The 19,351-nt window shown below is 58.6% G+C and carries 19 protein-coding genes; 5 read left to right on the top strand and 14 right to left on the bottom strand.

Annotated elements, in window-relative coordinates; translation table 11 throughout:
• Window positions 1–4: 4 nt before the first annotated feature.
• From ASQ50_RS16580 to ASQ50_RS16565, 4 genes are all read left to right on the top strand, one after another.
• A complete protein-coding gene (locus ASQ50_RS16580) occupies window positions 5–277 on the top strand; it encodes a succinate dehydrogenase assembly factor 2 (RefSeq protein WP_058091728.1) in 273 nt (90 codons plus the stop codon).
• Window positions 261–722, top strand: coding sequence for a hypothetical protein (locus tag ASQ50_RS16575; protein ID WP_058091729.1), 462 nt, complete (start codon window positions 261–263; stop codon window positions 720–722). Before ASQ50_RS16580 ends, ASQ50_RS16575 begins: the two co-directional genes overlap by 17 nt.
• Before the next feature lie 28 nt (window positions 723–750).
• Window positions 751–1,734, top strand: coding sequence for a YgfZ/GcvT domain-containing protein (locus tag ASQ50_RS16570; protein WP_082888509.1), 984 nt, complete (start codon window positions 751–753; stop codon window positions 1,732–1,734).
• 102 nt (window positions 1,735–1,836) lie between these two features.
• The gene (locus ASQ50_RS16565; RefSeq protein WP_058091731.1) at window positions 1,837–2,670 is read left to right on the top strand and encodes an HDOD domain-containing protein; all 834 of its coding nucleotides are present in this window, start codon (window positions 1,837–1,839) and stop codon (window positions 2,668–2,670) included.
• Window positions 2,671–2,820: 150 nt separating this feature from the next.
• Here ASQ50_RS16565 and ung read toward each other — a convergent pair whose 3' ends face one another.
• From ung to ffh, 14 genes are all read right to left on the bottom strand, one after another.
• Window positions 2,821–3,564, bottom strand: coding sequence for a uracil-DNA glycosylase (ung, locus tag ASQ50_RS16560; protein WP_058091732.1), 744 nt, complete (start codon window positions 3,562–3,564; stop codon window positions 2,821–2,823).
• A gap of 4 nt (window positions 3,565–3,568) precedes the next feature.
• On the bottom strand, window positions 3,569–5,104 hold the full coding sequence (lysS, locus tag ASQ50_RS16555) for a lysine--tRNA ligase (protein ID WP_058091733.1): 1,536 nt from the start codon (window positions 5,102–5,104) through the stop codon (window positions 3,569–3,571).
• A 51-nt stretch (window positions 5,105–5,155) separates the two neighbouring features.
• A protein-coding gene (gene prfB / locus ASQ50_RS16550) for a peptide chain release factor 2 (protein WP_106693510.1) occupies window positions 5,156–6,251 on the bottom strand; the annotation gives its coding sequence in 2 pieces (ribosomal slippage) (window positions 5,156–6,178 and window positions 6,180–6,251; 1,095 coding nt in all).
• Window positions 6,252–6,337: 86 nt separating this feature from the next.
• The gene (gene recJ / locus ASQ50_RS16545; RefSeq protein WP_058091735.1) at window positions 6,338–8,071 is read right to left on the bottom strand and encodes a single-stranded-DNA-specific exonuclease RecJ; all 1,734 of its coding nucleotides are present in this window, start codon (window positions 8,069–8,071) and stop codon (window positions 6,338–6,340) included.
• A gap of 6 nt (window positions 8,072–8,077) precedes the next feature.
• Complete coding sequence (gene thrC, locus ASQ50_RS16540; RefSeq protein WP_058091736.1) at window positions 8,078–9,478, bottom strand: threonine synthase; 1,401 nt, start codon at window positions 9,476–9,478, stop codon at window positions 8,078–8,080.
• A gap of 11 nt (window positions 9,479–9,489) precedes the next feature.
• The gene (locus tag ASQ50_RS16535; RefSeq protein WP_058091737.1) at window positions 9,490–10,791 is read right to left on the bottom strand and encodes a homoserine dehydrogenase; all 1,302 of its coding nucleotides are present in this window, start codon (window positions 10,789–10,791) and stop codon (window positions 9,490–9,492) included.
• 143 nt (window positions 10,792–10,934) lie between these two features.
• On the bottom strand, window positions 10,935–11,669 hold the full coding sequence (locus ASQ50_RS16530) for a DsbC family protein (RefSeq protein ID WP_058091738.1): 735 nt from the start codon (window positions 11,667–11,669) through the stop codon (window positions 10,935–10,937).
• Between the two features lie 90 nt (window positions 11,670–11,759).
• A complete protein-coding gene (xerD, locus tag ASQ50_RS16525; RefSeq protein ID WP_058091739.1) occupies window positions 11,760–12,665 on the bottom strand; it encodes a site-specific tyrosine recombinase XerD in 906 nt (301 codons plus the stop codon).
• Window positions 12,666–12,783: 118 nt separating this feature from the next.
• On the bottom strand, window positions 12,784–14,061 hold the full coding sequence (ltrA, locus tag ASQ50_RS16520) for a group II intron reverse transcriptase/maturase (RefSeq protein WP_068351396.1): 1,278 nt from the start codon (window positions 14,059–14,061) through the stop codon (window positions 12,784–12,786).
• Window positions 14,062–14,847: 786 nt separating this feature from the next.
• Complete coding sequence (rplS, locus tag ASQ50_RS16515) at window positions 14,848–15,204, bottom strand: 50S ribosomal protein L19 (RefSeq protein ID WP_022988899.1); 357 nt, start codon at window positions 15,202–15,204, stop codon at window positions 14,848–14,850.
• 25 nt (window positions 15,205–15,229) lie between these two features.
• Window positions 15,230–15,988 (bottom strand): tRNA (guanosine(37)-N1)-methyltransferase TrmD, encoded by a 759-nt coding sequence (trmD, locus tag ASQ50_RS16510; RefSeq protein ID WP_058091784.1) that lies wholly within the window; start codon window positions 15,986–15,988, stop codon window positions 15,230–15,232.
• A gap of 3 nt (window positions 15,989–15,991) precedes the next feature.
• Window positions 15,992–16,519 (bottom strand): ribosome maturation factor RimM, encoded by a 528-nt coding sequence (rimM, locus tag ASQ50_RS16505; protein WP_058091783.1) that lies wholly within the window; start codon window positions 16,517–16,519, stop codon window positions 15,992–15,994.
• Between the two features lie 29 nt (window positions 16,520–16,548).
• A complete protein-coding gene (gene rpsP / locus ASQ50_RS16500) occupies window positions 16,549–16,788 on the bottom strand; it encodes a 30S ribosomal protein S16 (RefSeq protein WP_058091782.1) in 240 nt (79 codons plus the stop codon).
• Between the two features lie 165 nt (window positions 16,789–16,953).
• Complete coding sequence (ffh, locus tag ASQ50_RS16495) at window positions 16,954–18,339, bottom strand: signal recognition particle protein (RefSeq protein WP_058091781.1); 1,386 nt, start codon at window positions 18,337–18,339, stop codon at window positions 16,954–16,956.
• A gap of 159 nt (window positions 18,340–18,498) precedes the next feature.
• On the opposite strand from ffh, the gene ASQ50_RS16490 reads away from it, so the two are divergent.
• Window positions 18,499–19,305 carry an inner membrane protein YpjD gene (locus tag ASQ50_RS16490; RefSeq protein ID WP_058091780.1) on the top strand — a complete coding sequence of 269 codons (807 nt, stop codon included), beginning with the start codon at window positions 18,499–18,501 and terminating at the stop codon, window positions 19,303–19,305.
• Window positions 19,306–19,351: the final 46 nt, after the last annotated feature.

Genomic DNA, 19,351 nt, shown 5'->3' with positions numbered 1-19,351 from the left:
GACTATGTCAGACACCAATGCGTCCAACGACCATACCGACTTTCACCGCCTGTGGTGGCACAGCCGCCGGGGCATGCTGGAACTGGATGTTCTGCTGCTGCCCTTCCTGGAGGAAGCGTACCGGGATCTCGAGCCGGACGACCAGGCCCGATACAAGAAACTGCTGAGCTGCGAAGACACCGATATGTTCGAATGGTTCATGCAACGCAGCCGGCCGGAAGACCCGGACCTTCAGCGCATCGTTGACATCATCCTGAACCGTGTCCAGCCGGATTGATCTGACTCTATCCCCCTCCGGCATCACGGGCCTGCTGGCCTGTGCACCCTGGATGCTGCTCGGCGGCTTTGCCCTTGGTGCGGCACTGGAAGCCAGCCTCTGGTTACTGGTGGCGGTGCCGATCACCATTGTTTTCGCTTGGCGAAACTTCCAGCGTTATGGCCTGTTACGTGGCCCCGGGGCCGTTAAGGCCCTGCGCACCGACAGCGGCGGCATAACCTGCCAGTTCGGCGATGGCCACGAGACACCCGTTCGGGTCTGCGCCTCAAGTACCCTGGGTGCGTCCTGCCTGATCTTGAAACTCCACCCCCAAGACTCCAGATCAGGTAGCATCATGGTAATGATTACCGGCAAGATCGGGCCATTCCAAGCCAATGCTCCCGAGCCAGAGTTCCGACGTCTGCGGGTATGGCTGAGAATCGGCCATACCCGTAACGCACACTGAACTCCGCTGACCCAACATGGAGATCACGATGAACCCCACGGAAAACCCTCGGCCACACAATTCGTCTGACGCCGGTTACACCCAGCTCACCAACAGACTCGTGGTACGCATCAGCGGCCCCGGTGCCGACAAGTTTGTCCAGGGCCAGTTTTCCCAGCATGTGGATGAGGTGACACAGACCCAGTCTTTGCGGGCAACCGCCTGCACACCCAAGGGGCGAGCTTACTGCGTAACCCGCATGGTGCGGCATGGCCAGGACCTGTTGATGGATCTGGATGCAGAGCTGGCGGATGACACCCTGAGCCACCTCCGCAAGTACCTGATGCTGTTTCGTGGAACCAGCATGGACGTGCTGCCTTCCGCCCGAATCCTTGGCCTGATCGGTAAACCCGCCGCCATCATTGCCTGCGGCGACGCAGCCGAATTGCTTTCCCGGCCGGGGCAGACGCTGGCCACCGGTTCCGGAATCCTGATTCGAATCGAGGATACCAGTGACCAGACGGCCCGCTACGAATGGTGGCAGCTTGAGGGAGATCAACCGCTGCCGGAGCAACTGCCCGAGTTACCCATGGCACATTGGAACGCTGCCAGCATTTCCGCCGGCGTGCCTTGGCTAACGCCCCAGACCCGGGAGGCCTATGTTCCACAGATGCTCAACCTGCAACACCTGCAAGGCGTTCACTTCAAGAAGGGCTGCTACACCGGTCAGGAAGTGATCGCCAGAATGCACTTTCTGGGGCAGCTCAAGAAAAGCCTGTTCCGCTTGCGTTTTGAGGGTTCCGACACTGCGCCGGAACCCGGCACCAGGCTGCTGTGCGAGGGCAAGAGCGTTGGCGAGGTAGTTAACGCAGAGTGCACGTGTGAACAGGCGGGTGAGATGCTGGCGGTTATCCGGCACGACGCTCAGCAAGGCACCCTGGCGCTGGAGGGCATGGACTCGGTGACCGTGACCATGCAACCGCTGCCTTACCCGGTGCCCGAGCAACAACCCGCAACGCAGGCAGATACATAAGTTGACAGGAAAAACCGGAAAAATTTGCTATAAATTAAACCACATACCGGTTTACCCCGTGCGCGCGAGCAGCGCACCCAGACAAGCGGAACGTTACTGACCATGGCCAACATTGTAGATACCATCAAGGCTGACCTGACCGACGCCATTGAGAACGACAAACTGGTGCTGCCAACCCTGCCGGAGGTGGCGCTTCAGGTTCGGGACATCGCCGAGTCCGAAGACTCGGCAATTGCTGACCTGGTTAAGGTGATCAGTAACGACACAGCCCTCTCTGCCCGGATTATCCGCGTGTGCAACAGCCCGCTGTTCCGGGGTAGCCGCGCGATTGAAAACCTGAACATGGCGGTCAGCCGACTTGGCATGGCCTACACCAGCAACCTGGCCATGGGTCTGGCCATGGAGCAGATGTTCCAGGCCACCTCAGACATGGTCGATAAGCGGCTGCGCGCCACCTGGCAAACCAGCACCGAAGTGGCCGGCGTGTGCCACGTTCTGGCCCAGCATTACACCAAGCTCAAACCGGATCAGGCCACGCTGGCAGGGCTTGTTCACCTGATTGGGGTGCTGCCGATTCTGCGCTATGTCGAGGACCGGGACATCCAGATCAGCAGTATCATGCTGGATAATGTGATTGATCAGCTGCACCCGCGCATTGGCGCGCTGATTCTCAAGAAGTGGGATTTCCCGAGTGATCTTCAGAATGTGCCGCTGGAGTATGCCAATTTCCAGCGTGAGGTGCCCGCGGCGGATTATGCCGATTTGGTGATGGTGGCGAATTTGCAGCTGGTGGCGGGTACGGATCACCCGTGGACGGAGATGGACTGGAATACCATTCCTGCCTTTGGGCGTTTGGGGTTGGATCCGAATATCGACATGAGCGAGGAGGAGGATCTCAACGCTCAGATGGAAGCGGCAATGGCGTTGCTTCAGTGATCTTTATGTTTTGGGAGTCTGGCGCCCGTCCCTGAATCCGGGTTTGGCTCCCGAAACACGCTGTGAATACGTCCCTGTACGCTCTGCTCCGCCATCCCTGGCTCCACAAGGTTTCGGGAGCCAAACCCGGACTCAGTGACTACGTTCGCGTTAGCCTCCGGCAACCCTTTTGTATCGTTCGATCAGTTCAGACTGAGTCGGCAACATCCAGTTGACCGGCGCCCTTTCCTGTTGTTCCAGCCACTGATTTGCTTTTGAGAAATGGCGACAACCGAAAAATCCTCGATAAGCACTCAGCGGTGACGGGTGCGGTCCTTCCAGAACCAGATGACGATTGCGGTCTATGTGCCGGCCTTTCTTCCTGGCGTAGCTGCCCCAGAGCAGGAACACCACGCCTTCACGCTCCCGGTTGACGGTTTCGATTACTTTGTCGGTGAAGGTCTCCCAGCCTTTGTTCTGGTGCGCACCGGCGTTGCCCTGTTCGACGGTGAGCACCGCGTTCAGGAGTAATACGCCCTGCTCGGCCCAGGGTTGCAGGCAGCCGTGGTCTGGCGGGGTGATGGCCAAGTCGGTTTCGATTTCTTTGAAGATGTTCACCAGCGACGGCGGTGTGGGCACACCCGGTCGGACGGAGAAGCAGAGGCCGTGGGCCTGGCCGGGGCCGTGGTAGGGGTCCTGGCCGAGGATGACGACTTTGACCTGGTTCAGGGGGGTGCTGTTCAGGGCGTTGAAGCAGTGTCTTTGCTCCGGGAAGAGTACTTTGCCCGCCTGTTCCCGGGCGGCCAGGAATTCGGCCAGTTGCAGCATGTAAGGCTGGCGGAACTCGTCCGCCAGCCACTCATCCCAGCCGCGGCCGGGCTTCAGTTGTTGAGCCAGTGCCTCGGCAGGGTGCATGGGCTTACTCGCTTTCCGGTTTCTGTTCGGCTTTGTGCTCGGGGCGCATGGCCGGGAACAGGATCACGTCGCGAATGGAGGGTGAGTTGGTCAGCAGCATGGCCAGGCGGTCGATACCGATGCCCTCGCCGGCGGTCGGCGGCAGGCCGTATTCCAGGGCCATGACGTAGTCGTCGTCGTAGAACATGGCTTCGTCGTCGCCGGCGTCTTTTTCCGCCACCTGGGCCTGGAAGCGTTCGGCCTGGTCTTCCGCATCATTCAACTCGGAGAAGCCGTTGGCAATCTCGCGGCCACCCACGAAGAATTCGAAGCGCTCGGTCACGAACGGGTCGCTGTCTTTGCAGCGGGCCAATGGAGAGATCTCTTTCGGGTATTCGGTGATGAAGGTTGGCTGCATCAGGCGGTGCTCAGCCGTCGCCTCGAAGATCTCGATCTGCACCTTGCCCAGGCCCCAGATATCCTTCACGTGGATACCCAGGTTCTTCGCCACGGCACGAGCCTGCGCGTCGTCTGCCAGCTGCTCGCGGGTGATGTCCGGGTTGTAGCGCAGGATGGCGTCAACCACGGTCAGGCGCTCGAACGGCTTGCCGAAATCGTATTCGATGGTTTCTTCGCTGCCGTCCTTGAGCACCCGGGTGTTGATCACCGTGGTGGTACCCAGCACTTTCTGAGCGATGGTGCGCAGCATGTCTTCGGTTAGGTCCATCAGGTCGTTGTAGTCGGCGTAGGCCTGGTAGAACTCGACCATGGTGAACTCGGGGTTGTGCCGGGTAGACAAGCCTTCGTTACGGAAGTTGCGGTTGATTTCGAACACCCGCTCAAAGCCACCAACCACCAGGCGCTTGAGGAACAGCTCCGGGGCAATCCGCAGGTACATGTCGATGCCCAGGGCGTTGTGATGAGTCACGAACGGACGGGCGGTGGCGCCGCCAGGGATCACCTGCAGCATGGGGGTTTCCACCTCCATGAAGTCACGGTCGGTGAAGTACTGGCGCATGGCGTTGATGATCTTCGACCGGGCATGGAACACGCGGCGGCTGTCTTCGTTCACCATCAGGTCCACGTACCGGTGACGGTAGCGGGCTTCGGTGTCGGTCAGGCCCTTGTGCTTTTCCGGCAGCGGGCGCAGGGATTTGGTCAGCAGCACGTAGTCGTCCATGGTGACGTACAGGTCGCCCTTGCCGGATTTTGACAGGGTGCCACGTACACCCACGATGTCGCCCATGTCCCAGTGTTTGGTGTCTTTCTGGACATCCTTGGACGCGTAGATCTGGATGCGGCCAGTCATGTCCTGAACCACCTTGAACGCCTTGCGGTCGAGCATCATGCGGCCGGCAATGGCCACTTTGATACCCAGTGACTCCAGCTCTTCCTTGGATTTGTCACCGTATTTTTCCTGCAGCTCGGCAGCGGTGGCATCGCGACGGAAGTCGTTCGGGAACGGGTTGCCCTGCTCGCGCATGTTTGCCAGTTTGGCGCGGCGCTCGGCAATCAGCTTGTTGTCCTCGGGCTGTGCAGCGTTCTGGGTGTGTTCAGTCATGTTGGCTCACTAAGAAGTCGGGATTGTCCGGGTGTGGGTGAATGGCGCTGATTACAGCGCCATCTTCAGACTGGCTTCAATAAACTTGTCGATGTCGCCATCCAACACCGACTGGGTGTTGCTGGTTTCCACCTTGGTGCGCAGGTCCTTGATACGGCTGTCGTCCAGCACGTAGGAACGGATCTGGCTACCCCAGCCGATGTCAGACTTGGAGTCTTCGGCTTTCTGTTTCTCTTCGTTGCGCTTCTGCATTTCCAGCTCAAAGAGCTTGGCCTTGAGCTGCTTCATGGCCTGGTCTTTGTTCTGGTGCTGGCTTCGGCCGGCCTGACAGGCCACCACAATACCCGTGGGGTTATGGGTCAGTCGCACCGCGGATTCGGTCCGGTTAACGTGCTGACCACCGGCACCGGAGGCGCGGTACACGTCGACCCGCAAATCTGCCGGGTTGATTTCGATTTCGAAGCTGTCGTCCACTTCCGGGGACACAAACACGGAAGAGAAGGAGGTGTGGCGACGGTTGCCGGAATCGAACGGGGATTTGCGTACCAGGCGGTGTACGCCGGTTTCGGTACGTAGCCAGCCGTAGGCGTAGTCGCCCTGGATGTGAATGGTGGCGCTCTTGATGCCGGCCACTTCACCTTCCTGCAGTTCGACGATTTCGGCCTTGAAACCACGGCGCTCGGCCCAGCGCAGGTACATGCGCAGCAGCATGTTGGCCCAGTCCTGGGCTTCGGTGCCGCCGGAGCCGGCCTGGATGTCCAGGTAGGCGTTGTTGGCGTCCATTTCACCGGAGAACATGCGGCGGAATTCGAGTTTTTCCAGCTCACCATCCAGGCTTTCCAGGTCGGCCTGAATTTCCTCAACGGTGCCTTCGTCATCCTCTTCCACGGCCATATCGAGCAGGCTTTCTGCGTCTGCCAGGCCGTTGGTGAGGTTGTCGATGGTTTTGACGATCAGCTCAAGATCGGAGCGTTCTTTACCCAGGTTCTGGGCCCGCTCGGGATCGTCCCATACGGTAGGGAGTTCGAGTTCCCGTTCTACTTCGACCAGTCGTTCACTTCGCTGATCGTAGTCAAAGATACCCCCTCAGCGCTTCGGTGCGCTCGCGAAGCTCTTTGATCTTCGTCACTATGGGATTAATTTCCATGAAACCTTGTCTCGCTTTGGAAAATGGTGCGATAAAAACAGAGGGCGGATTCTACCGGAATTTGCGGGTTAAATCAGCAAACCAAATCAGCCTAACGGCTCCAGATAATCCACCAGAAGCTGCAAATTTGTCCGACCCCGGAACGTATTCGCATCCGGCTTATAAACCACCCGCGCGCCACTCCGGGTAAAGTCCGGCACTTCTGGCCCGGTGTTAAACGCGATGCCATCAATAATGCCACCGCCCTCAACCGGCTGAAGCACCAGCTTCAGGTGGTTCTCGCCCACAATCCGCTGGCTCACCACTAGGAATTCGCCGTCAAACACCGGCTCCGGAAAATGCTGGCCCCAGGGGCCGGCCCTTTTAAGCAGGTAAGCGGTGTCGAGGTTCAACTCTTCCGGGCCCAGAGGGCCGTCGGTGGTGATGGCGGCTTCCAGGTCTTCCGGTTTCAGGGTATCGCGCACGGCCTGGTCAAAGGCGTTGCTGAAACGTTCGAGGTCGTCCCGGGCGATGGTCATGCCGGCGGCCATGGCGTGGCCGCCGTATTTTTTCATCAGGCCTGGGTTTTTCGCGTCAACCACGGCCAGGGCGTCGCGGATGTGCAGGCCGGGGATGGAGCGGGCAGAGCCTTTGAGGTGTTCGCCGTCGTCGTCGGGGGCGAAGGCGATGGTAGGCCGATGGGTCTGTTCGCGGATTCTGGCGGCCAGGATGCCGATCACGCCCTGGTGCCAGTCCTGGTCGAACAGGGCCAGCCCCCAGGGCAGGCCTTCAATGTCGAGGGACATGGAGGCAAGCAGGTCCTGAGCCTGGGTTTTCATGTCTTTTTCGATGCTGCGGCGTTCGCGGTTGAAGTTGTCCAGTTCCCGGGCGAGGCGCAGGGCTTCGTCGCGGCTGTCGGCGAGCAGGCAGGCGATGCCGATACTCATATCGTCCAGCCGGCCGGCGGCGTTCAGGCGCGGGCCAACCACGAAGCCGAGGTCCGTAGCGCTGATTTCGGTGTAGTCGCGGCCAGCCACTTCCAGCAGGGCCAGGATGCCCGGTCGGGCTTCGCCTTTGCGGATGCGGCGGATGCCCTGCTCTACAAAAATCCGGTTGTTGTGGTCCAGCGGTACTACGTCTGCCACGGTACCCAGGGCCACCAGGTCCAGCAGGTTACCCAGGTTGGGCTCCGGGTCTGGCAGCAGGTTTTTGTCCCGCAGGTGTTTGCGCAGGGCGGTGAGCACGTAGAACATCACGCCAACACCGGCGGCGTTCTTGCTCAGGAATGGGCAATCAGGCTGGTTAGGGTTCACGATGGCATCGGCGTCTGGCAGTTCTTCACCGGCCAGGTGGTGGTCGGTGATGACCACCTTGATGCCCAGTTCCCGGGCGGCGCGCACGCCTTCGATGGCGGATATACCGTTATCGACCGTAACGAGCAAGTCGGGTAAATCGCCTTCGTCCTGTAACCGGTGAATGATGCCCGGCGTCAGGCCATAGCCGTCGGAGAAGCGGCTGGGCACCCGGAAATCAATGTCTGAAACACCGAGCATGGACAACCCGAGCATGGCGACGGCAGTGCTGGTAGCGCCATCGGCATCGAAATCCCCCAGCACCATCACTCGTTGCTTCTGGGCAACGGCCTCGGCCAGCAGCTCAACCGCGCGATCAATACCGCGAAGCTGCATGGGCGACGCCAGGTGTTTCAGGGTGTATTGGAGCTGATCGTCAGACTGCACTCCGCGAGCGGCGTACAGGCGGCGAAGGATGGGGGGCAGGTTTTGCCCCCAATCCGTCACATCGGACGGCTGGGGGCGACGCAGGATCTTTTTAGGAGTCATGCCGGATCAGGCGTTCTTCCAATGCTTGGCGATAAAGCCCTGCACCTCGGACACGCTGTTATCCAGCACGGTGTAGCGCTCTTCCCGCTCAAACAGATCGGCCATGTGGGCAGGCAGTTGCGGCTTCACAACGAGACCAGACTCGGCGATGGCGTCCGGGAACTTGGCCGGGTGGGCGGTACCCAGGGTAATCATAGGTACGGTGCTGTCGCGGCGGCAGTTACGGGCAGCGCGCACGCCAATGGCAGTGTGCGGATCCAGCAGGTATTCATTCTGCTCGTAGATGTCCCGGATGGTGTCGCAGGTGGTTTTGTCGTCCACGGCATCGCTGTCGAACAGCTTGCGGGCGTGCTTCCAGCGGTAATCTTCGATGCTGACCGAGCCCTTGGCTGCGCGCTCCAGCAGGTCTTTCACGGCCGCGCCGTCACGACCGTGCAGGTCGAACAACAAACGCTCGAAGTTGCTGGACACCATAATGTCCATGCTCGGCGACAGGGTATGCTCCAGCTGGTGCTGCTCATACTTGTTGCCGCTCATGAAGCGATGCAGGATGTCGTTGCGGTTGGTGGCAATTACCAGCTGACTGATGGGCAGGCCCATTTTTTTCGCCAGGTAACCGGCAAAAATATCACCGAAGTTACCGGTAGGTACCGAGAACGCCATGCTGCGATCCGGGCCGCCCAGAGCCAGGGACGCCTGGAAGTAGTAAACAATCTGGGCCATGATCCGCGCCCAGTTGATGGAGTTCACCGCCGCCAACTGGGTTTTGCCGCCCAGGAATGACTGGTCGCCGAAGCTTTCTTTCACCATGCGCTGGCAGTCGTCGAAATTGCCCTTGACCGCGATGTTATGGATGTTGTCACCCTGCACCGTTGTCATCTGCCGGCGCTGTACTTCCGATACCCGCTGGTACGGATGCAGGATAAAGATATCCACATGCTCACAACGACGACACCCTTCGATGGCGGCAGAGCCGGTATCACCGGAGGTGGCACCCATGATCACCACGTGCTGCTTGCGCTTCTCAAGGACGTAATCCAGCAGACGCCCCAGCAGCTGCAGGGCAAAGTCCTTGAACGCCAGCGTGGGGCCCCGGAACAGCTCCATCACCCACTCGTTGGTGTCCAGCTGCACGAGGGGCGCGACCGCCTGATGACTGAATACGCTGTAGGTTTCGCCCAGCATCTTGCGGAAATCATCCGCTGGGATGGCGTCTTCCACAAACGGGTACATCACTTTGTAAGCCAGCTCTGCATAAGGGAGCCCACGCCAGCTGCGGATTTCTTCCACGCTGAAGTGCGGCAGGGATTCCGGCACATACAGGCCGCCGTCTGTGGCCAGGCCTGTCAGAAGAACGTCTTCAAAGCCCAGAGCGGGCGCTTCACCCCGTGTACTGATGTATCTCACGTGCGTACCTGTCAGTTAAAGTTTTCAGCGCGGATGCGGACAACCTTGCCATCGATGTCGGCCAGGGCTTCCATTTCCTCGATGGCCAGGTTCATCTGGCGTTCCTGAACCGTGTGGGTCAGGATGATGACCGGGATGCGGCCATCCTTGAATTCGGATTCTTTCTGCATGATCGATTCAATGTTGATGCCATGCTCACTCAGGATCGCGGCAATCTTGGCCAGCACACCCGGATGATCAAAGGCCTGAATACGCAGGTAGTAAGCCGACTGCACGTCCTCCATCGGCAGAACTGACAGGTCTTCCAGAGCCTCCGGGCTGAAGCCCAGATAAGGAACACGCTGCAGACTGTTGCTGGCAACCGCGCGGGCCACATCAATAATGTCTGCAATCACCGCAGATGCTGTGGCCTCGTCACCGGCACCAGGGCCGTAGTACATGGTCTGGCCAACGGCGTCGCCGTCTACCAGGACCGCGTTGAGTACACCATCCACCTGGGCAATCAGGTGGCTTTGCGGCACCAGCGTTGGGTGGACACGCAACTCGATACCGTCATCACGACGACGGGCAATACCCAGGTGCTTTACCCGATAGCCGAGCAACTCGGCATGGGAAATGTCGTAAGGCGTAATGCCGGAAATGCCCTCGGTGTAGGCTTTCTCGAATTGCAGCGGTACGCCAAAACCTGACGCGGCCAGGATGGTCAACTTGTGGGCTGCGTCGATGCCTTCAACATCGAAGGTCGGATCGGCTTCGGCGTAACCCAGGGCCTGGGCTTCTTTCAGCACTTCGCCAAACTCACGACCAGCGCGCATCTCGGTCAGAATATAGTTACCCGTACCGTTGATGATACCGGCAATGGTATCGATACGGTTGGCCGCCAGGCCTTCACGTACCGCCTTGATCACTGGAATACCGCCGGCCACGCCGGCTTCGTAGGCGACAACCACGCCGGCCTTCTCCGCTGCCTCAAAAATTTCGTTGCCGTGCACAGCAATCAGCGCCTTGTTGGCGGTCACCACGTGCTTGCCCTGGGCAATCGCAGCCAGAACTAGCTCTTTGGCGGCATCATAGCCACCAATCAGCTCAACCACGATGTCAATGTCAGGATCATTCACCACATCGAAGATGTCGGTACTGAAAGGAACGCTGCCAAGCTCCAGGTCATCCCGGCGTTGGCGGCTGGCCACCCGGGTAATCCGGATATTACAGCCCGCACGGCCGGCAATAATCGCGGCATTGCGAGTCAGGACATTGAATGTACCGCCGCCAACGGTTCCCAGTCCGCAAATTCCGACATTAACGTCTTTCAAGCTCTCACCTCTGATCCCGATGGGGTGCTGATGGATTGCAATAACGGGCAATAGTATACCGATTCGGGGCCCTCTGAATAAGCCCTGAATCAGTTGCAGTTAATACGATAAACGCCGGAGCTGTGCGACAGCGCCGGGGACAATTACAGAATCCCGAGACCCTCGGCCAGGTTACGCGCAGGTACGTAGCCCCGGACCATGTTACCGTCTTCGAGAAGAATGGCTGGCGTACCGGTGACCCCTACCTGGCCACCCAGGCGATACTGTTCCTCGACTGGGTTCTCACAGCTTTTCTGGGGCACAGACTTGCCACCCTTGGCGGCGTCCATGGCTTCTTGCTGATCCTCGGCGCACCAGACCGACACGTACTTTCTGAATGAGGGAGTTCCAGGGCCGGAACGAGGAAAACCGTAGTAGTTCACGGTGATGCCATAGTCGTTTAGCTGAGGCACTTCATCGTGCATTTTCCGGCAGTAGGGGCAATCAATGTCGGTAAACACATCAATCACCGCCTTCTGCTCACCCTTGGCCGGGTAGGTAATCACGCCCTTGCCGGCAAACGCGGCCATCTGCTCTTTGCGCTGCCCGGCCCGCGATGCCTCTGACACGTTGGCAATACCACTCTCTGTAATCTTCAAAAGATCACCGGTCAGCAGGTATACACCGTCGGCCGTGGTGTAAATGGTGTCGCCATTGTTGCTCTGCACTTCGTAAAGGCCGGCCGCCTCGGATTCCCGCACCGAGGTCACTTTCAGACCCGGCACCGCATCCATCAGCCGCTTGGCAATTCGATCCTCGGTATCGGCAGCGTTCACCGCGGAAACACCGGTCAGTGACAACACCAGACCCGCCACAACAGCCACAATATTCAGATTCATGGGTTTTACTTACCTTCTGTGTTTGTAATTTCGAAACCTTGTGATGCGACACCGCCACTCAGCAAAAGTTCATCTGGCTAACATACCAGATTAGCCCCGGGGATGGTGTGCCTGGTGCAAATCCTGAAGCCGCTGGCGCGCCACATGGGTGTAGATCTGAGTGGTTGAAAGATCGGAATGCCCCAGCAGCATCTGCACCACCCGCAGATCCGCCCCGCGATTCAGCAAATGCGTAGCGAAGGCATGGCGCAGGGTATGTGGCGAAAGGGGCTTGTGGATGCCGGCACGAGTTGAATAATGCTTGATTCGGTGCCAGAAAGTCTGGCGCGTCATGGCCGTGGCCCGATTTCCGGGAAACAGAGCGTTACTACTTTTGCCCTTCAACAACTCGTTGCGGGCCTCTTTCATGTAGCGAACCAACCAGTCCACCGCCTCTTCGCCCAGCGGAACCAGCCGTTCCTTATCGCCTTTACCACTGATGCGGACAACCCCTTGACGCAGATTAACCTGATCAACGGTCAAGCCGGTCAGCTCAGACACTCGAAGCCCGCAACCGTACAGAATTTCCAACATGGCCCGGTCACGCAGCTCAATCGGTTCCTCTGGGTCCGGCTCAGTGAGCAAGGCTTCCACGTCATCTTCTGTCAGGGTATCCGGCAGCCGCCTGGGCAAACGCGGACTGTCAATCCGGAGCGTCGGATCTTCGGCAATCAGCCCTTCACGAAGCAGGAACCGATAGAAGCGACGGATACCAGACAGCCGCCTGGCTGCGGTACTGGTTTTGAGTCCATCCGCAAGTCCCCTCGACATCCAGGCAAGAAGATCTGTGCGCCGGGCATCACGAAGTGTTGGGCTACCTGGCTGGGCCTGCAACCAATCGGCCAGCCTGAACAAATCACTGGCGTATGCTTGACGGGTTTTCTCACCCAGGCCATCTTCCAGCCAGATGGCATCGGAAAACCGGGTAATCAGTTGCTCATCGTCTGGCCGGGGCAAGGCTACACCTCTTCAACTGCTGCCTGTCGGCATTACAGCATAACGAGTAGGGTGAGGCGTCACCGCCTCATCCCTCTCACAGAACCGTACATACGGACCACGTATACGGCTCATGCCATTAACTTGCCCTGAACTCGGGGACAGGGATGCCGGTTCGTACTTTGGTCAGATCCATCAACCTCAGCTCATTGTGCAGATAGGCGTTGGGTAAGGCCAGGCTTGCCAGCGGTGAAGCCGCATTACGCCAGCTTTGCATCTTGATGAACTTAAACGGCGGGCGATAGCCCAGCTGTTTCAGCCTCCGATGCAACCGGCCCGGCTTCTTCCACTGCTTGAGCTGGATGCAGCGCAGGCGCCGCCTTAACCAACTCATCACCTGCTTCAGCACCCTCGCGCAGTTCGCCACCCGGAAGTAGTTGGCAAAGCCCCGTAGCACCGGATTCAGCTCGCGGATAATCGCCGCAAGCCCGATGCCCCGGTTACGCTTTGTCAGCGCTTTCAGCTTCTGCTTGAGTTTCACCACCTTCTTGTCCTGGATGCGGGTGTAGTTCGTGTAGATCACCACGCCCAGGAACTTTACCCCCTCATCGCTGTGGGCGATGTGGGTCTTGGTGACGTTCACCGTCAGCTTCAGCTCTTCTTCCAGATAGCGTTGGGCCACCCGTAACGCATTCTCCGCGCCCGCTCGTGAGCCGCACAGGATCAGGATGTCGTCCGCGTAGCGGACGATCCGGTGACCCCGGGCTTTCATGAACTGGTCGAAGGCGTTCAGATAGACGTTCGCAATCAGCGGGCTGATCACGCCGCCCTGCGGGCTTCCCAGCTCCGTTTCTTCAAGGTGGTACCCCACCATCACGCCGCTTTCCAGGAACTGGCGCAGCAGTGACAGGACACTGCCGTCCGTGATCCGTTGGCGGAACTGGCGGATGATCAGGTCATGGTTGAGCGTGTCGAAGCATTTCGACAGGTCCATGTCCACAACCCAGTCACGCCGGTATCGGCGGATAAACAACTCCGCCTTGCCGATGGCGTGGTGACCACTGCGTCCCGGACGATACCCGTAACTCGACGGGTGGAAATCCGGCTCGAAGATCGGTTCGATAATACGGCGCAGCGCCTGTTGCACAACCCGGTCCCGAACCGTCGGAATGCCCAGCAGACGCTCACCGCCGTCATCCTTGGCGATGGCTACGCGTCTGACTGGCTGCGCCCGATAGCGCTTTTCCTTCAGCTCGAGCAACAGGCACGACAGCTCCACCTCCAGATTCGCCTCAAACGCACCCAGGCTCTGCCCATCGATTCCGGCCGCGCCCTTGTTGCGCTTGACATGTCTGAAGGCTTCGTACAGACGTTGCTTTGACAGCAGCTGCCCGTACAGACTGTAGTATTTCCTCATGCCTGCTCATCTCTGTGGTGACGGCTTCGAGGATCGGTCTGGCTGCCGGTCTGTTTCAGGCGATCCGTCCGGGTACTAGCGCTCTGGCAATCTGCCGCCACGGTATCGCTCTACTCCCTTGTTCGGAGAACACCAGAGCCACTGCGTTCCCGCAGTACCCCAGTGCACGTCCCTGCCCCGTCGGGCAGCTTGTGAACACAGCGTCCACCTCTCACTCGTCGTCCGTCATTCTCGTTAATGACTTCCGCCCTTCGCATCCGATCAGAGCTTTTGACCCTGACCGGTCCGCTGAACCTCCGCCAGCGGTCATTCCGGTTTTGTCCTCCACGCTGTTACCAGGCTTCTCAGGCCGGAACTTCCTCACTACTACGGCTTCATCTGCCACCTCGCACCGACTGCGGCCTCGGCTTTCACCTTGCGCCACAGCCTCCGGCGTCGCCGGATTCGGTGTCAGGCTTCCCCGGTTACTGCACCGGCTCCCTGTTAACGATGCCACCCTCAAACACAGCACAGGTCTGACTGAGTATCGGGCGTCGCGCTATTTTGCACGCTAACCCACCTGGACTGCCGAAGCAGGTTCACTTGCGTTGTGTACCGTTAACTTCCTATGGCTTCCTTCAGGCCCCACCGTTGGCCAGTGACGCCCTTGCCAGTCGGATTGTCTTCCCCTCAGTCGGGGTGACGCCATCTTCTTTCAGATGGCCGGGTTTGCCGGCTTCGCCGGGCAAACAAAAAAAGCAGCCCCTCGAGGCTGCTTTTTTCCAACCGATTGGCCAGAGGCCTGAATCAGTTAAGCTTTTCCTTGATACGAGCTGCCTTACCAGACAGGTCGCGCAGGTAGTAAAGCTTGGCCTGACGCACGTCACCACGACGCTTCACGCTCACGCTGTCAATCAGCTTGGAGAAGGTCTGGAAAGTACGCTCAACGCCCACGCCGTAAGAGATCTTACGAACGGTGAAGGAAGAGTTCATGCCACGGTTGCGCTTGCCGATAACCACGCCTTCAAACGCCTGCAGACGCTCACGGTTACCTTCAGTTACGCGAACCTGAACAACCACGGTATCACCCGGCGCGAACGCAGGGATTTCCTTGGTCATCTGTTCTGCTTCAAGTTGACTGATGATGTTGTTCTTGCCGCTCATCGTAATGCTCCTGATACCCAATCTTTCAATGCCCTGATGACTCAGAGACACCCGGTTCGTTCAAAATTTCTTCCAGAAGCTGACGCTCTTCTTCCGTAAGCACCCGCTTTTCCAGCAGGTCGGGGCGTCGCTCCCGGGTTCGCCTCAACGATTCTTTCAATCGCCAACGCCGGATCTGTTCATGGTGACCGCCCAAAAGAACTTCCGGCACCGCCTGACCTTCGTAAACCTCGGGCCGGGTATAGTGCGGACAATCCAGCAAACCGTCAGCAAAGGAATCCTGCTCCGCTGACTGCGCATGACCCAGCGCTCCGGGGATGAGGCGTGTTACCGCATCAATCACAGCCATTGCCGCCAGTTCGCCACCTGAGAGAACAAAATCTCCCAGAGACACTTCCCGGTCGACTTCCGCCGATATCAGGCGCTCATCGACGCCTTCGTAACGACCGGCAACGAGAATCAGCTGCTGTTCGGCGGCCAGAGAATCCACCACCGACTGATCCAGCCTCTCACCCTGCGGCGAGAGGTAGACCACACAGGCCTTGCCGGGTGCCGATGCCCTGGCCTCATGAATGGCGTCCCGGAGTGGCTGAATTTTCATTAGCATTCCAGGACCGCCGCCATAGGGCCGGTCATCCACCGTGCGATGTCGGTCGTGGGTATAATCCCGGGGATTCCAGCACCTGAAGGTCAGTAACCCTTCACGAACTGCCCTACCGGTAATACCGTAATCCGTCACCGCATAAAACATATCCGGGAACAGACTGACCGCGCCAATCCACACCCGTCAGAACTCCGGATCCCAGTCGACCACCATGCGCGAGTTGTCCAGATCCACCCCCTGAACCACCTGATCAGGCAGATAGGGGATAAGCCGTTCGCGCTGGTCAATGGAGCTCGCAGTTGCGTGCACCACCAGGACATCGTTGGAGCCTGTTTCCAGCAGGTGATGCACCTTACCCAGGCACTCACCTTCAACCGTGAACACTTCAAGTCCCTCCAGCTGGTGCCAATAGAATTCCCCTTCGGGCAACTCCGGCAGCTGCTCAGTCGGAACCCGGATCTCTGCACCGCCATAAGAACGGGCCAGCTCACGGTCATCAATACCTTTAAGCCTGACGACGATCCCCTGCCCCTGGCGGCGACCCTCCTCAAGCTTTACCGGGATGCGCTTACCGTCAAGAACCAAAGTCCAGTCACGATAAGTGAGTATCCCTTCCCGGGGCTCAGTGTAAGAGAAGACTTTAAGCCAACCCTTGACCCCGAACACCGAGGTGATCTGGCCGATCACAGTTTCCTGTGGATGCTGTGTCATGCCTGTCAAACCCCGGTCTTTACGTGCAATTAACCAGCAGTTTTCAGCAGCTGGGCAACGCGATCGCTTGCCTGGGCGCCCTGGCCCAGCCAGAAATCAACGCGCTCACGATTTACACGCAGACGCTCTTCCTGGCCGCGGGCAACCGGGTTAAAGAAACCAACACGCTCAATGAAACGGCCGTCACGGGAGTTACGGCTGTCAGTGACTGTCAGATGGTAGAACGGGCGCTTCTTGGAGCCGCCACGAGCCAAACGGATTGTTACCATTTCGACCAATATCCTGTTCTGTTGTACGAACTTTGTACGATTCTCACCATGCCGACTGGCGGCTGACGAGAAGACCCATACTCGAAAGGGGCGCTATTCTATGCCAAAAAAGCGCCCATGAAAACAGGGAAACGCTCGGTTTCCCCATTTTATATGTAAGGCTTTTTACATACGGCCGAACGGGGGCATGCCACCACCGCCGCCGGGCGGCATCATACCACCAAGACCACGCATCATGTTGGCCATTCCGCCTTTCTTGCCAAATTTCTTCATCATCTTCTGCATCTGCTTGTGCTGCTTCAGCAGTCGATTCACGTCCTGTATCTGGGTGCCGGAGCCGGCGGCAATCCGGCGTTTGCGGGAGTTGTTGATCACATCCGGGTAACGGCGCTCCTTGGGCGTCATGGAGCAGATGATGGCTTCCATCCGGCCAACCGACTTGTCATTGACCTGCTGCTGCGCCATCTGGGCCATCTGCCCCATGCCCGGCAACTTGTCCAGCAGGCCGCCAATGCCACCCATGTTCTTCATTTGCTGGAGCTGGTCGCGAAAATCCTCCAGATCAAAGCCCTTACCCTTCTTGATCTTTTTGGTAAGTTTCTCGGCCTTCTGTTTATCCAGCTTGCGCTCGGCTTCCTCAATAAGGGAAAGCACATCGCCCATACCCAGAATGCGGGACGCAACACGGTCTGGATAAAACGGCTCCAGGGCATCGGATTTCTCACCAACACCCAGGAACTTGATCGGCTTGCCAGTGATATGGCGTACAGACAGCGCCGCGCCGCCCCGGGCGTCGCCATCGGTCTTGGTCAGCACCACACCGGTCAACGGCAGGGCATCGTTGAACGCCTTGGCGGTATTGGCGGCATCCTGACCGGTCATGGCGTCAACCACGAACAGGGTTTCCACCGGGTTCACGGCCTTATGCAGCCGACCGATCTCACCCATCATCTGCTCGTCTACGTGCAGACGCCCGGCGGTATCGAGAATCACCACATCGATATGCTTGCGGCGCGCCGCCTCAATCGCCCCGTTCGCAATGTCCACGGGGTCCTGTTCGGTGGTGCTGGGGAAAAACTCGACTCCCACTTCACCGGCCAGGGTTTCCAGCTGCCGGATGGCCGCCGGCCGATAGATATCGGCACTGACCACCAGCACGGATTTTTTCTGACGCTCTTTAAGGAAGCGGGAGAGCTTGGCGACCGTCGTGGTTTTACCAGCCCCCTGCAAGCCAGCCATCATGATCACCGCCGGCGGCCGGGTAGACAGGTTGAGGGATTCATTGCCCTCGCCCATCACACGCTCCAGCTCCTGCTGGACAACCTTTACAAACACCTGGCCCGGCGTGAGGCTGCGCTGGACTTCCTGACCAATAGCGCGGTGCCGGACACCTTCGATGAAATCCTTGACTACCGGCAGCGCGACGTCCGCTTCCAGCAGCGCCATACGAACTTCGCGAAGCGTGTCTTTGATGTTGTCGTCGGTCAGGCGTGCCTGGCCGGAGATCTTGCGCAAGCTACCGGATAGCCGGTCCTGGAGGTTCTCAAACATGTTGCTCTTCCGTACCCCGGAGAAATTGTTCACACAAATCAAGAAGCCAGCCCGGGCTGCTTGATTCCTGTTGCATAATCGCGACATTATACCCAGACTACGGAGCCTCTGAACAACTCCGTGCCCGCTTTCATTACAAGGCAATACACTAAGGATGTCATGGGAACGCTGATTCTCGCGGTTACCGCACTCTTTCTTTACAGCGTTGGAACCGCCCTGCAGGCTCTGCATTTCAGGGGGCGGGTACAGAGTAATCTGGCCATCACCACCCTGATCGGCATCCTGGCACTGATTGGCCATGGCCTGCTGATTGCCCAGACCGTGCACATGGATGGCGGCTTCGATTTGAGCTTCTTCAAAAGTTCCGTGCTCATTTCCTGGCTGATCGTGTTTTTGTTATTGGGACTGAACCTGACCAAGCCCGTCGCAAGCCTGTTCCTCGGGGCTTACCCAATCGCGGCACTGACGATTGTGATGACACTGATCACCCAGACCCCTTCCCGCCTTGCGCCGGACCAGAGCTATGGCATGCTGTCGCACATCGCGCTTTCAGTGACAGCTTACAGCCTGTTCACCCTGGCGGCCATTCAGGCGGTACTGCTTTATTTCCAGAACCGGCAGCTCAAACACAACTACAACAGCCTGCTGGTCCGCAACCTGCCACCACTGCAAACCATGGAATCCCTGCTGTTCGAAATGGTCTGGGCGGGCGTTGTCCTGCTGGTACTGGCCATTGTCACCGGAGCAGTCTTCATCGAAGACTTGTTTGCCCAGGACCTGGCCCACAAAACGCTGTTTTCCATGCTCTCGCTTATGGTGTTTATTGGCCTGCTGGTAGGCCGGTACACCAAAGGCTGGCGGGGAATGACCGCCAGCCGCTGGACTCTGGCCGGGTGCGCCTTGCTCATGCTGGCATTCTACGGCAGCAAATTCGTGCTGGAACTGCTGTTCCAGAGAGGCGGCTGACCACCTGAATCGCTTGACACCACAAACCAATTCACCCTATTTTTCA

The organism is Marinobacter sp. LQ44 (assembly GCF_001447155.2).
In the GTDB taxonomy this organism is placed as follows: Bacteria; Pseudomonadota; Gammaproteobacteria; order Pseudomonadales; family Oleiphilaceae; genus Marinobacter.
This window is presented reverse-complemented; position numbering and strand designations above follow the sequence as displayed.

Bases quoted from the DNA above. Each gene is read 5' to 3' on its own strand.
- ASQ50_RS16580 (WP_058091728.1), top strand. From the start codon at position 5: ATGTCAGACACCAATGCGTCCAACGACCATACCGACTTTCACCGCCTG.
- ASQ50_RS16570 (WP_082888509.1), top strand. From the start codon at position 751: ATGAACCCCACGGAAAACCCTCGGCCACACAATTCGTCTGACGCCGGT.
- ASQ50_RS16565 (WP_058091731.1), top strand. From the start codon at position 1,837: ATGGCCAACATTGTAGATACCATCAAGGCTGACCTGACCGACGCCATT.
- ung (WP_058091732.1), bottom strand. From the start codon at position 3,564: ATGCACCCTGCCGAGGCACTGGCTCAACAACTGAAGCCCGGCCGCGGC.
- lysS (WP_058091733.1), bottom strand. From the start codon at position 5,104: ATGACTGAACACACCCAGAACGCTGCACAGCCCGAGGACAACAAGCTG.
- recJ (WP_058091735.1), bottom strand. From the start codon at position 8,071: ATGACTCCTAAAAAGATCCTGCGTCGCCCCCAGCCGTCCGATGTGACG.
- ASQ50_RS16530 (WP_058091738.1), bottom strand. From the start codon at position 11,669: ATGAATCTGAATATTGTGGCTGTTGTGGCGGGTCTGGTGTTGTCACTG.
- ltrA (WP_068351396.1), bottom strand. From the start codon at position 14,061: ATGAGGAAATACTACAGTCTGTACGGGCAGCTGCTGTCAAAGCAACGT.
- rplS (WP_022988899.1), bottom strand. From the start codon at position 15,204: ATGAGCGGCAAGAACAACATCATCAGTCAACTTGAAGCAGAACAGATG.
- rimM (WP_058091783.1), bottom strand. From the start codon at position 16,519: ATGACACAGCATCCACAGGAAACTGTGATCGGCCAGATCACCTCGGTG.
- rpsP (WP_058091782.1), bottom strand. From the start codon at position 16,788: ATGGTAACAATCCGTTTGGCTCGTGGCGGCTCCAAGAAGCGCCCGTTC.
- ffh (WP_058091781.1), bottom strand. From the start codon at position 18,339: ATGTTTGAGAACCTCCAGGACCGGCTATCCGGTAGCTTGCGCAAGATC.
- ASQ50_RS16490 (WP_058091780.1), top strand. From the start codon at position 18,499: ATGGGAACGCTGATTCTCGCGGTTACCGCACTCTTTCTTTACAGCGTT.